12 protein-coding genes are annotated in these 12,148 nt (G+C 39.2%); 6 read left to right on the forward strand and 6 right to left on the reverse strand.

The features are described from left to right. Positions 1–54: 54 nt before the first annotated feature. On the reverse strand, positions 55–1,812 hold the full coding sequence (locus J655_RS09070; protein ID WP_032005307.1) for a GspE/PulE family protein: 1,758 nt from the start codon (positions 1,810–1,812) through the stop codon (positions 55–57). Between the two features lie 255 nt (positions 1,813–2,067). Between J655_RS09070 and J655_RS09075 the strand changes: the two genes are divergently transcribed. Continuing rightward, positions 2,068–3,339 (forward strand): MgtC/SapB family protein, encoded by a 1,272-nt coding sequence (locus J655_RS09075; protein ID WP_002118218.1) that lies wholly within the window; start codon positions 2,068–2,070, stop codon positions 3,337–3,339. 5 nt (positions 3,340–3,344) lie between these two features. On the opposite strand, the gene tsaA is transcribed toward J655_RS09075, so the two are convergent. Beyond that, positions 3,345–4,085 carry a tRNA (N6-threonylcarbamoyladenosine(37)-N6)-methyltransferase TrmO gene (tsaA, locus tag J655_RS09080; RefSeq protein WP_065421955.1) on the reverse strand — a complete coding sequence of 247 codons (741 nt, stop codon included), beginning with the start codon at positions 4,083–4,085 and terminating at the stop codon, positions 3,345–3,347. A gap of 101 nt (positions 4,086–4,186) precedes the next feature. On the opposite strand from tsaA, the gene J655_RS09085 reads away from it, so the two are divergent. Beyond that, positions 4,187–4,966, forward strand: coding sequence for a ferredoxin--NADP reductase (locus J655_RS09085; protein ID WP_002118187.1), 780 nt, complete (start codon positions 4,187–4,189; stop codon positions 4,964–4,966). 55 nt (positions 4,967–5,021) lie between these two features. Here J655_RS09085 and J655_RS09090 read toward each other — a convergent pair whose 3' ends face one another. Beyond that, positions 5,022–5,891 (reverse strand): PhzF family phenazine biosynthesis protein, encoded by an 870-nt coding sequence (locus J655_RS09090; RefSeq protein WP_032005304.1) that lies wholly within the window; start codon positions 5,889–5,891, stop codon positions 5,022–5,024. Between the two features lie 229 nt (positions 5,892–6,120). On the opposite strand from J655_RS09090, the gene J655_RS09095 reads away from it, so the two are divergent. The 4 genes from J655_RS09095 (at position 6,121) to abeS (ending at position 9,846) form a co-directional block, all read left to right on the forward strand. Next, a complete protein-coding gene (locus tag J655_RS09095) occupies positions 6,121–7,587 on the forward strand; it encodes a PLP-dependent aminotransferase family protein (RefSeq protein ID WP_081403780.1) in 1,467 nt (488 codons plus the stop codon). A gap of 56 nt (positions 7,588–7,643) precedes the next feature. Next, positions 7,644–9,014: a tRNA 5-hydroxyuridine modification protein YegQ gene (gene yegQ, locus J655_RS09100; RefSeq protein WP_032042294.1), complete on the forward strand. Its 1,371-nt coding sequence runs from the start codon at positions 7,644–7,646 to the stop codon at positions 9,012–9,014. A gap of 2 nt (positions 9,015–9,016) precedes the next feature. Further along, entirely contained in the window at positions 9,017–9,280 is a 264-nt protein-coding gene (locus J655_RS09105) for a YfhL family 4Fe-4S dicluster ferredoxin (RefSeq protein WP_002118193.1), read from the forward strand. 236 nt (positions 9,281–9,516) lie between these two features. Continuing rightward, on the forward strand, positions 9,517–9,846 hold the full coding sequence (abeS, locus tag J655_RS09110; protein ID WP_004791191.1) for a multidrug efflux SMR transporter AbeS: 330 nt from the start codon (positions 9,517–9,519) through the stop codon (positions 9,844–9,846). Between the two features lie 74 nt (positions 9,847–9,920). On the opposite strand, the gene J655_RS09115 is transcribed toward abeS, so the two are convergent. The 3 genes from J655_RS09115 to J655_RS09125 are packed head-to-tail and all read right to left on the reverse strand — an operon-like array spanning position 9,921 to position 12,106. Then, a complete protein-coding gene (locus J655_RS09115) occupies positions 9,921–10,697 on the reverse strand; it encodes an ABC transporter ATP-binding protein (RefSeq protein ID WP_005068251.1) in 777 nt (258 codons plus the stop codon). A 9-nt stretch (positions 10,698–10,706) separates the two neighbouring features. Beyond that, a complete protein-coding gene (locus tag J655_RS09120; protein WP_032052283.1) occupies positions 10,707–11,420 on the reverse strand; it encodes an ABC transporter permease in 714 nt (237 codons plus the stop codon). Beyond that, on the reverse strand, positions 11,417–12,106 hold the full coding sequence (locus J655_RS09125; RefSeq protein WP_032052284.1) for an ABC transporter permease: 690 nt from the start codon (positions 12,104–12,106) through the stop codon (positions 11,417–11,419). Before J655_RS09125 ends, J655_RS09120 begins: the two co-directional genes overlap by 4 nt. Between the last annotated feature and the right edge of the window lie 42 nt (positions 12,107–12,148).

Here is a 12,148-nt window from a genome sequence, read left to right on the forward strand (position 1 = left end):
TCTTGGGATAAAGCAATTAAATCAACCATAAATGAGGTGAATCTTAAGAAAAACTTAATTTAATGGCACAACCCTCAAGACCTCTTCTAATGTCGTAAGTCCTTCAATCACTTTACGGGCTCCTGCAATTCTTAAAGGTTCTATACCTTCTTTTTTAGTTTGAGTTCTTAAATCATTTAATGTCACATGACTACTAATAAGGTGTTTAAGCTCAAGACTGACCGGCATAAATTCGTAAATACCGACTCGCCCTTTATAGCCTGTATGACGACATTCTTCACAGCCTACCGCTTGATAAACCGTTTCAGGCATTTCCATAATGTAGTCAAAGGTTAAGTGTTCCCACTCATCCTCATTAATGTGAGTTTTTTTCTTACAGTGTGGACAAAGTTGGCGGACTAAGCGCTGCGCGAGAACACCCAAAATTGTTGCAGCTGTCAGAAATGGCTGTACACCCAAATCATGCAACCGAGTCAAACTAGACGGTGCATCATTGGTATGTAAAGTTGATAAAACCAAATGACCTGTTAATGCTGCCTGAATGGCCATATTCGCTGTATCTTGATCACGAATTTCCCCAATCATAATAATGTCAGGGTCTTGACGCATCAGTGCACGTACACCGTCTGCAAAGCCTAATTCAATTGCATTATTGACCTGCATTTGGTTAAAACTAGGCTCTAGCATTTCAATCGGATCTTCAATGGTACAGACATTGACCTGCTCGGTTGCAAGCTGCTTTAAAGATGAATATAGCGTAGTTGTTTTACCGGAGCCTGTAGGACCCGTGACTAAAATAATACCGTGGCTATTTTTGGTTAATTGTTGCCACTGTTGTAATAAACGCTCTTCAAAACCCAATTGCTGAAAAGAACGTACCAACACATCAGGGTCGAAAATACGCATAACCAGTTTTTCACCAAATGCGGTTGGTAAGGTTGATAAACGTAATTCGGTTTCTTGCCCTTTAGGTGTACGTGTTTTTAACCGGCCATCTTGTGGTTTACGTTTTTCCGCTACATTCAAACGTCCTAAAATTTTAATCCGAGAAATCACGGCGGTCAGCGTATTTGAAGGCATGTTATAAATGGTGTGTAAAACGCCATCAATCCTAAATCTGACTTTACCATTATCTTTACGCGGTTCCATGTGAATGTCACTGGCACTCTGCTCAAATGCAAACTGTAAAATCCAGTCGACTAATTTCACAATATGCTGATCATTAGCATCTGGGTTTTGGCTATCGCCAAGCTGCAAAAGCGCTTCAACATTTTTACTGTCACGGTCATGAGCTGCATCTTTTTGAGCAGAGTTTACCGCGCGACTCACCTGATAATATTCGCGCAAATAGCGTTGTAACTGTTCGGGATTAAGCAGTACCCGTTCAATTTTTTTAGGCGCTAGACTTCGTTCAAGGTTATTAAGCCAATCTGTTTGAAATGGTTGATCTGTTCCAATCACAATTCGGTCAGCACGAATTTCAACAGCTAAAATATGGTTACGAATGGCAAACTCTTGTGACATGACCTGCGTTAAAGCACTGACATCTGCCTTTAAAGGATCGATCACAAATAGAGGGAGCTGAACCCGATCTGCAAACCATACACATAAGCGGTTTAAACTCAAATGGGCATGCGTATGTTGCTGATCTTTTAAATTAAAATGTGCAATCCACTGTAATGGATGCCACTTTAACTGGTCTTTTTGGCGGTGACTTGTCTGTACCAGTAATTTATCTCGTTCTGTTATACGGCCTTCTTGTAATAATTGTTCTAGACACCAATACGTATCTATTTCTACATGTGCATTCATGCGTTATCCCCAATATATTTTTATAATATAGCAGAGATGTTTTATATTTAAATATCCTTTAACATCAGTTAATTAAACCAATTCTCATCTTAATATTTTTTTGTGTCACAGGTCATATTTATAGAAATATTTTCTACATAGTTTTGTCTAAAAAAGACACTATGCTCACTATAATAAAAAGCATAAACTGAATATGAATACATGATTTTAAAATGATTCAAATCCACATATAACAATAAGCGAAGAGGAAGTAATATGGAACTTCCAATGACAATGTCATTACAAACAGCATCATTTGAAGAATTCATTACAGTGATTGCTGCGGCGCTTGGTTGTGGCTTATTAATTGGTTTAGAACGAGAACGAAGCAAGCTTAAACATGAATATAAAACCTTTGCGGGTTTCCGTTCTTTTGCAATTAGTGCTTTATTAGGAGCGGTCTGTTTTTTATTTGGCATTGAAATTGGAATTGTGGGTGCTTTACTCATTGGTGCCATTAGTATTGTTTCCCTCAAAAATCAACCCAATGACCCGGGCGTGACCACCGAACTCGCCTTTATTATGACTTATTTCATTGGGGCACTTTGTATTTGGAATATTTCGCTCGCTGCTGGCCTAGCTGTGATCATGACAACTATCTTAATAGCTAAGCAGTCTATGCATGGTATTGCCAGTCAGTGGATTACTGAATCTGAATTACGTGATGGTATTTTTCTACTTGCCTTACTATTAATTGCTCAGCCTTTAGTACCTAATAAGCCTTTTTGGGGGCCGGTTTTAAATCCACATGTGATTTTAAAATTACTGACTTTAATCTTATTTGTACAAGCTCTCGCCCATATAGCAAAGCGACTTTTGTCATCTAAAAATGCTTTATTGCTTTCTTCTTTAGCTTCCGGATTTGTGTCTAGTACAGCAACTATTGCCAGTTTAGGTTTAGAAGTACGCTCTGGCAAAGCCAACGCAACAACAAATGCAGGTGCTGCATTGATGTCTTGCGTTTCAACACTGATTCAAACCTTAATTATTGTGATCGGTATTAGCTTTGCTTGGTTCAAGCTGATTATATTTCCTACACTTATTGCCTTAGTAGTTTTAGCAGTATGGGCCTTTATTTTATTACGTAAAGCCGAGCCTAGTACGGCTTCGCCCGAGCTTGACTCAAGAATGTTCAGCTTAAAAGAAGCCATTATTATTGCAGGCACACTCACCCTCATTCAGGCAGGTGTTTATGGTTTAAGTCTATCTTTAGGCGATGCGGGATTAATCGCGGGGACTTTACTTGCTTCATTATTTGAAATACATGCAGCTATAGCGGCGGTCATTGTGCAAGGTGAACCTGATAGCGCACATATGACACCTTTATTAATTGCCTTTTTAGGAGGTTTTGCAGTTCATGCTCTTGCTAAAAGTGTGAACTCTGCAATTTCGGGCGGACTACGCTATGCCCTTGCTTTCGTTCCCGCCCAGCTCATTCATATGGCTATTTTTATTACTTTACTTTGGCTTAACATCCACTGGTTTTAAAATATCTATTGTGTAAGCGAAGAAGTCTTAGTCTTAACCACATCAATGACGGTAACTACAAATTGATCGACCTTAAAATGAATATCAAAGTCTGAAAATTTCATTTTATAAATTCTTTCAGGGTCTTCTTGATAGGCAGGCCGAGGATCTAAAGCCAATACTTGCTCAAGCTCATCAATGTATTGCGAATCTATTTCTTTATTTTGCAGAAAATATTTTTGAGCTGTTAACGCAGTTTCATTCCAAATAACTGCCTTTCGTTCAGGTTCTGCATGTGCATAACCACTTTGAGCCTCCTCAATTGCATCAGAATATTGAATATAAGGTTTGATATCTAAAATTGGAGTGCCATTTAATAAATCACTTCCTGTGACATAGACACGGACAGACTTGCCCACCTTTTCCACTTTATTAAGCTTTACAACTGAAAGCCCGATTGGAGAAGGTCTATACATACTTCGTGTAGCAAATACTCCAATTTTTTCATTACCACCTAAACGTGGTGGACGAACCTGTGGCCGGAACTTATCTGCACTGCCTTGATTTTTATTGTCATGAAACTGCCAAACTAACCAGAGATGACTAAATTGCTCAATTCCCTCAAATGCTAACAAGTCGTTATAAGGTTCAACCATATCAATATAAGACTCAATATTGACCAAATTGGGCTGGCGTGGAATACCAAATTTTTCACGATAGGGAGAACACATATGGCCAATGATGGGGAAGGTGACAGAATTGATCATCACTTTTTCTTATAAACACAATTAAATATATTCAGTTTATCGGGAATGAAATTAGATTAGAATAGCAATCTGTTTTCTTTTAATCGTGATCGAGACCTTTAATGGCTGCTTTTAACGTTGAACGCATTACTCATGTTCACCACTGGAATGACACTCTTTTCAGTTTTAAAACTACACGCGATACCAGCTTACGTTTTAAAAATGGTCAGTTCGTAATGATCGGACTTGAAGTGAATGGCAAACCGTTAATGCGTGCGTATTCGATTGCAAGTGCAAACTACGAAGAAGAGTTAGAATTCTTCTCAATTAAAGTACAAGACGGTCCTTTAACTTCGATTTTGCAAAAAGTACAAGTTGGTGATGAAATCTTAGTTTCTAAAAAACCAACAGGTACTTTGGTTCATGATGACCTTTTACCAGGTAAAAACTTATACCTTTTATCTTCTGGTACTGGTCTTGCTCCATTCTTATCAATTATTCGTGATCCAGAAACTTACGAACGCTTTGAAAAAGTAATCGTTGTTCATGGTACACGCTATATTTCTGAATTAGCTTATCAAGACCTTATCTTAAACGAATTACCAAACCACGAATTCTTTGAAGAGTTAGGTATTAAAGACAAGCTTGTTTACTACCCTACTGTTACTCGTGAACCTTTCCACACTCAAGGCCGTGTAACAACTGCAATTGAAACTGGCGCTTTATTCGAAAAAATCGGTTTACCACGCTTCAACCGTGAAACTGACCGTGCAATGCTTTGCGGTAGCCCTGCATTCCTAAAAGACGTGGCTGCATTACTTGACCAACACGGTTTAGTTGAATCACCTCGTATGGGTGAAATGGGCGACTACGTCATTGAACGTGCGTTCGTAGAAAAATAATTTTTTCTAGACATAAAAAACCGAGGCAAAGTCCTCGGTTTTTTTATTTCTGTTTTTATAACTTAATTGTGCCATCGATACAGGTGACAGCGGTTCCACCCACCAAAATTTTATCTTGATACAATTCAAGTTGAAGTTGTCCGTCTCGACCTACCGCCCCACCTTGTGAAGAAACTACGACATCATTTTGTGCAGGAAGAATCCCATAATAACGAATAAATGAAGCTACGCTACCATTACCACTACCACAAACAGGATCTTCATTTATTCCACATGAAGGGGCAAATGAACGAACTTCTATGTGTTTTTGTTCATCATTATTTTCATGAAAACCAAAAACTGTCGCACCCGTAACTTTCATTTCTAAGTCATGTTCTTTTAAAGCGGCAAAGTCTGGTTGGCTATCTAAAACAGCGTCAGCATTAACAGCTTGTAATACAATCCAGCGCGCCCCTACATCTACCAATGCAGCGTTCCATTGAGTATTAATTTCACATTTTAAAATTTCTGCTAATTTCTCAGTATGCATAGCATCTAGTGGAGTAATTTTAGGCTTAGGTAGTTCAAATGAAATATGACTTGATTCACTCACAGTCAGAGTCACCAAACCAGCACCACACTGCTGTACCAGCTTACCTTCTTTCGCTTTAATTAGCCCCGCCTCAAGCAAAGCATAGGCAGTACCAATTGTAGGATGGCCTGCAAATGGCAATTCATTTTGCGGAGTAAAGATTCGAACCTGATAGTCAGCTTGTGAATCGGTCGCAGGGAGTACAAATGTGGTTTCAGAAAGATTGGTCCAGTTCGCAATGGCTTGCATCTGCTCAGACGTTAAGGTGCTGGCGTCCATAATGACCGCAACAGGATTTCCTTTAAATGCTTGTGAAGTAAAAACATCAACTTGTTTAAATGCAACAACAGACATAGACCTCTCCTACTGATTTTAATATTAAAAAATATGGCTTTAAATCCTCACCATTTCTTGATCTTACTGATTTATTTTTAATGGTCACAGTATCAGTTAATATTAAAAATAATAGACACAGTTGTTAAAAATAGATTCAGATTAAATGGATAAATCTATAAAACTAACAATATTTGAGATAAATCAGGGATCGCTATAAAGTGTATCCATTGCTTTGGCTTTTTAATGAATGGATATGTACAAATATAAAAAAGTGAGTGATGACCTCACCCTTCAAATTCAGAATGGCAGGCAACCTGTGGGTTCTCGGTTGCCATCAATTCGAGATTGTGCCCAGCATTATCAGGTCAGTATTAACACTGTAAAAGAAGCTTATCGCCAGCTTGAAGATCAAGGTTTAATTTCAGTTCGTCCACAGTCTGGCTACTATGTTTGTCATGCCCCTTCAAACTTATTAGAACTCGAAGAGCGTTATGTCAGTGAAGAAAAAGTATCTCTTTCAGGAATTAGCTGTTTTCTCGCACAAATTGTTAAAAAGCAAATGGACCCCGACTATGTCAATTTAGCCCTAGCTTGCCCTTCTGGGGAAAATTTCTATCCAATTGAACGCTTAAAACGCTTAACTGCCCAGGTGCTGCGCTCTCAATCAGATATTTTTAAAAGCTATACCTTGCCGCCCGGTTCTATACGTTTACGTACTCAAATTGCTAGGCGAAGCTTACAGTTAGGTATGTTTCTTTCAGCAGATGATATTGTGCTCACTCATGGCACGATGGAGGCTTTAAGTCTCGCGATTATGGCAACAACTCAAGCGGGCGACAGTGTAGCGCTTGAGATTCCTACATTTCACAACCTGTACCCACTCCTTCATAATTTAGGTCGAAAAATTGTAGAAGTACCGACCTCGCCACATACAGGTATGTGCCTTGATGCACTTGAAGAACTCTTAAAATCTCAAAGTGTACAAGCCATTTTAACCATTCCAACAGGACACAATCCTCTCGGTTTTAGCATGCCTGAAAGTAACCGTCGTCGCTTGGCAGAGTTAGCTAATCAGTTTCAAGTTCCTGTTATTGAAGATGCGATGTATGCCGAATTGCAACCCCCCGAGCCTCTCTTGCCCAACATCAAAGCGTTTGACCAAAATGGATGGGTTTTGGTGTGTGGCAGCTATACCAAAACTGTAGCACCTGATTATCGGATTGGTTGGCTAGAAGCTGGACGTTTCCGCAATATTGTGCAGCAGCTTAAATTTACAACCACTGTTGCTGAGCCTGCTTTACTCACAGAAACTTTAGGACTTTTCTTAGAGAATGGCGGATATGATCTACATTTACGTCAACTCAAAAAACGCTATCAACAACAAATTGACACCATCAAATCTTATATTTGCCGCTATTTCCCACTCGGTACCCGAGTCAGTCGTCCGCAAGCGGGATTTATTTTATGGTTAGAGCTCCCCGAATCTATCGATACATTAGAACTGTTTCATCAGGCAATGGATGAAAAAATCTTATGTATGCCGGGAATTTTGTGTTCAGCTGATAAACGTTTTAGTCATTGTTTACGTATAGCAGCTTGTTTTGAGTTAAATCCCAAAATGTTAAATGCTTTGATGCGCTTAGGAGAGCTAGCAAAAAATATGCTGCCCGTACAAAAGGATAATGATCAAATCCCTACTAATTCAGTAGGTTGAATCCCAAATCTGGAGTTAATAAAATAAAACCATATATTTTTTATGCCTTTTATTTTATGAAAACTGAGCTTCTCTCTCCCGCAGGTTCACTTAAAAACATGCGCTATGCTTTTGCCTATGGTGCAGATGCCGTATATGCCGGCCAACCACGTTATAGCTTACGTGTTCGTAATAATGCTTTTGATCATGACAACTTAAAAATCGGAATTGATGAAGCCCATGCTTTGGGTAAAAAGTTTTATGTTGTAGTGAATATTCAGCCACATAACAGCAAATTAAAAAACTTTATTCGTGATCTTGAACCAATTGTAGCTATGCAACCAGATGCACTCATTATGTCTGATCCGGGCTTAATCATGATGGTGAGAGAGCATTTTCCTGATGTGCAAATTCATCTATCAGTTCAAGCCAACGCTATTAATTGGGCCACTGTTAGGTTTTGGAAAGATTACGGTCTAAGCCGTGTGATTTTATCGCGTGAGTTATCTTTAGAAGAAATAGAAGAAATCCAGCAACACGTACCCGATATTGAACTTGAAGTTTTTGTACATGGTGCTCTATGCATGGCCTACTCAGGCCGCTGCTTACTTTCCGGATATATGAACAAGCGTGATGCCAACCAAGGTGCTTGTACCAATGCTTGCCGTTGGGACTATAAGTTGCATGAAACCCAAGAAGATGCAAACGGTGATGTGATTCCAGTTACTCAGCTCAATGAGTCAGAAAAGTCTTGCTGCTCATCAGCACAATCAGAAACAACCTCGGCTCAAACGCTGCTGGTACAACGCAATGATGAAGAAATGTTTGCTGCCGAAGAAGATGAACACGGCACCTATTTTATGAACTCTAAAGATTTACGTGCGGTACAACATGTAGATCGTTTAACCAAAATGGGCATCGCCTCATTAAAAATTGAAGGCCGTACTAAATCCTATTTTTACTGTGCCCGTACCGCCCAAATTTATCGAAAAGCTATTGATGATGCTTTAGCAGGCAAACCATTTGACCCAAGCTTAATCAACCAACTCGAAGGTTTGGCAAACCGTGGTTATACCGAAGGCTTTTTGAGACGTCATGTGCATAGCGAATATCAAAACTATGCTGATGGTTCATCGCATTTCGACTACCAACAATTTTGTGGAGAGGTTTTAGAACGTCAAGGCGATTATATTCGCATTGAAGTTAAAAACCGTTTTGTGGTGGGCGACTCACTTGAGCTGATGACGCCTCAAGGTAATATCACCTTTACTTTAACCGAAATGCGCGATTTAAAAGGTAACCCAATTACCGATGCTAAAGGTTCGGGGCATTTTGTTGAGATTCCACTTTCACAAGATGTTGATGTTAGTTATGCCCTACTCATACGCAATTTGCCGCATGCTAAGGAAAACATTACTGCCTCAACATTAGCTTATTCAGCGAGTTAAACATGGCACTTTTGATTACAAATGACTGTATCAATTGTGATATGTGCTTACCGGAATGCCCCAATACAGCTATTTTTGAAGGCAACAAAGTTTATGAAATTGATCCACTTCGTTGTACAGAATGTGTAGGCTTTTATGATGCCCCCACATGTAAGGCGGTTTGTCCAATCGATTGCATAAAACCAGACCCTGCACATATTGAAAATAAAGAGCAACTGCTAGAGAAATTTAAGGATTTAAATATACTCGGCGAATCTATCTCTTAAAAGTCTATCGAGGATCAGGCTAAGATTGCTGATCCTCTTTTTATGACTATACAGATCAATGATTAAATAAATGAATAAAATAGCTGAGAACACTTTGCTAGAGATAAAATCAATTTATCAGTTCAGTTTGATTTAATGGTCATTTTGTACCAAAAAAATTAAACAATCGTTAAAACTGCCAAACCATTTCAACATTTCATGTAGATTGATCAAAAATCATTCTGGCGCAGCTCCCCATGTCTTATCTTTATTTAGCAATTGCGATTGCTTGTGAAGTCATTGCAACTTCAGCTTTAAAAGCATCTCAAGGTTTTACTGTTCCTATTCCATCCATTATTACAGTTGTGGGCTATGCGATCGCTTTTTATTTATTGTCCCTTACACTAAAAACGATTCCGATCGGAATTGCATATGCCATTTGGTCGGGTGCGGGTATTATTTTAATTTCTGCAATTGGCTGGATATTTTACAAACAACATTTAGACTTGGCGGCCTGTATTGGTCTTACTTTAATGATTGCAGGTATTGTGATTATTAATGTGTTTTCTAAAAATACCCATTTATAAAATATAAATAAAAAGAAACCGAGTACGATGAAACTCTTTTTATAAAAAATTTCACCTTACTCGGTATGAACAGCTTATTTCAAACTGCCCGTCAAAAATTGTTTTAGACGTTCACTTTTCGGGTTATTGAGTACTTCATCAGGATGACCCTGTTCCTCAATTTTCCCTTGATGCAAGAAAATCACTTGATTAGATACATGACGCGCGAAGCCCATTTCATGTGTGACCACAATCATGGTACGTCCTTCTTCAGCCAAGCCCTGCATTACTTTTAGTACTTCACCCACCAGCTCTGGATCAAGCGCGCTGGTTGGTTCGTCAAACAACATAACTTCTGGTTCCATAGCCAAAGCACGAGCAATCGCTACACGTTGCTGCTGACCACCAGATAAAAATGCCGGATATTTACTTTCAACACTTTCAGGTAATCCAACTTTGCGTAGATATTTCCGTGCACGCTCTTCTGCTTCTGCACGTTTTACCCCAAGTACGTGAATCGGCCCTTCAATGACATTTTCTAGCACTGTCATGTGTGACCACAAATTAAAATGCTGAAATACCATCATGAGCTGCGTACGCATTTTTTGTAGTTGCTTTGGTTCAACTACTTTTAAATTGCCTTTCTTATCAAAGACTGTGCGTAGTTTTTCACCATTGAGCTTAATCGTGCCATTGCTCGGTTGTTCCAAAAAGTTAATGCAGCGGAGTAAAGTACTTTTACCTGAACCCGATGAACCAATAATACTAATCACATCACCGGCATTTGCATCAAGTGATATTCCTTTAAGCACTTCATGATCGCCGAATTTCTTATGTAAATCGCGAATCACTAGTTTTGCAACTTGTTCCATTTATGTCTCCTAATGATTCAATGGCTTTAAAAATGCCAACCAACGTTTTTCAAGCTTACGAAATAGCCCAATCAAAATAAAAGCCAACACTGCATATAACACCGCGGCAATTCCAAAAGCATTGAAGGTGTCATAGGTTGCCGCATTCACATCACGCGCAATTTTTAAAATGTCAGGAACAGTTGCTGTAAATGCAATGGTTGTCGCGTGCAACATTAAAATGACTTCATTGCCGTAAAACGGTAAAGCACGGCGTAACATCGATGGAATGATAATGCGAGTGTACCGTTTCCATTTTGACATACCGAAAGCTTGTGCAGCCTCAATCTCTCCATGGGGAATAGAACGAATCGCCCCAGCGAAGATTTCAGTTGTATATGCACTAGTATTGAGCGCGAATGCCAAAATGGTGCAATTTATGCCCTCTCTAAAAAAAGCATCAAGTGTCTGGTGTTCATGGATATAATCAAAGCTGTAAATACCTGAGTAAATAATCAGCAATTGAATGTAAAGTGGAGTGCCACGAAAAACATAGGTATATAACCAAACTGGGCCACGCAACCAAAGATTTTCTGATACTCGTGCAAGTGATAAAGGCACAGCAAGCACAAATCCAATACCAATAGAAAGCACCAATAACCAAGTCGTCATCGCTACGCCAGTCATTTGCAAACCATCGGTCCAAAGATATGCCTGCCAATATTGTTGAAGGATTTCAATCATAATTGTCCCTTCCTTACACCAGCAGAATAACGACGTTCAAGCCACATTAAAATCAGATTCGACACGGTGGTAATCGCTAAATAAATGGCAGCAGCCACGATGCTGAAAAAGAACAACTGCATGGTACTTCTACCCGCATCTTGTGTAATTTTTACAATGTCAGTCAGGCCAATAATAGAAACTAGTGCGGTCGCCTTAATCAAAACTTGCCAGTTATTACCAATACCAGGCAAAGCGAAACGCATCATTTGAGGGAATAATACACGGTGAAAAACCTGCCAAAGCGACATACCATAAGCCATTGCTGCTTCAATTTGACCTTTTGGAACCGATTGAAATGCACCACGAAAGGTCTCGGTAAAATATGCACCATAAATGAACGCTAAAGTAATCACACCCGCCACAAATGGGTTGATATCAATTTGGTCCATTTGCAGTGCTTCAGTAATTTGGTTGAGACCCAACTGCAAGCTATAAAATAACAGCAGCATAATGACCAAATCAGGCACACTTCGAATGAGCGTAGTATAAGCTGTTGCTATATAACGTAAAATTCTAATACTAGAGAGTTTTGAGCTCGCACCAATTAAGCCAATAATCACAGAAAGTAAAAGTGACAACAACGCAAGCTGTATGGTCATCCATGTCCCGCTGAGCAGGAGTGGCCCAAAGCCAGAAAAAAACATGACTCATCTTCTCCTTAAAAACAATATCTAATATTGATGAGA

The sequence above is a fragment of the Acinetobacter sp. 1294243 genome, assembly GCF_000588015.1.
Classification (GTDB): Bacteria; Pseudomonadota; Gammaproteobacteria; order Pseudomonadales; family Moraxellaceae; genus Acinetobacter; species Acinetobacter pittii.

What these genes read in the sequence shown, in the direction of transcription:
- J655_RS09070 (WP_032005307.1), bottom strand. Translation starts at nt 1,812, where the DNA reads ATGAATGCACATGTAGAAATAGATACGTATTGGTGTCTAGAACAATTA.
- J655_RS09075 (WP_002118218.1), top strand. Translation starts at nt 2,068, where the DNA reads ATGGAACTTCCAATGACAATGTCATTACAAACAGCATCATTTGAAGAA.
- tsaA (WP_065421955.1), bottom strand. Translation starts at nt 4,085, where the DNA reads ATGATCAATTCTGTCACCTTCCCCATCATTGGCCATATGTGTTCTCCC.
- J655_RS09085 (WP_002118187.1), top strand. Translation starts at nt 4,187, where the DNA reads ATGGCTGCTTTTAACGTTGAACGCATTACTCATGTTCACCACTGGAAT.
- J655_RS09090 (WP_032005304.1), bottom strand. Translation starts at nt 5,891, where the DNA reads ATGTCTGTTGTTGCATTTAAACAAGTTGATGTTTTTACTTCACAAGCA.
- J655_RS09095 (WP_081403780.1), top strand. Translation starts at nt 6,121, where the DNA reads ATGGATATGTACAAATATAAAAAAGTGAGTGATGACCTCACCCTTCAA.
- yegQ (WP_032042294.1), top strand. Translation starts at nt 7,644, where the DNA reads ATGAAAACTGAGCTTCTCTCTCCCGCAGGTTCACTTAAAAACATGCGC.
- J655_RS09105 (WP_002118193.1), top strand. Translation starts at nt 9,017, where the DNA reads ATGGCACTTTTGATTACAAATGACTGTATCAATTGTGATATGTGCTTA.
- abeS (WP_004791191.1), top strand. Translation starts at nt 9,517, where the DNA reads ATGTCTTATCTTTATTTAGCAATTGCGATTGCTTGTGAAGTCATTGCA.
- J655_RS09115 (WP_005068251.1), bottom strand. Translation starts at nt 10,697, where the DNA reads ATGGAACAAGTTGCAAAACTAGTGATTCGCGATTTACATAAGAAATTC.
- J655_RS09120 (WP_032052283.1), bottom strand. Translation starts at nt 11,420, where the DNA reads ATGATTGAAATCCTTCAACAATATTGGCAGGCATATCTTTGGACCGAT.
- J655_RS09125 (WP_032052284.1), bottom strand. Translation starts at nt 12,106, where the DNA reads ATGTTTTTTTCTGGCTTTGGGCCACTCCTGCTCAGCGGGACATGGATG.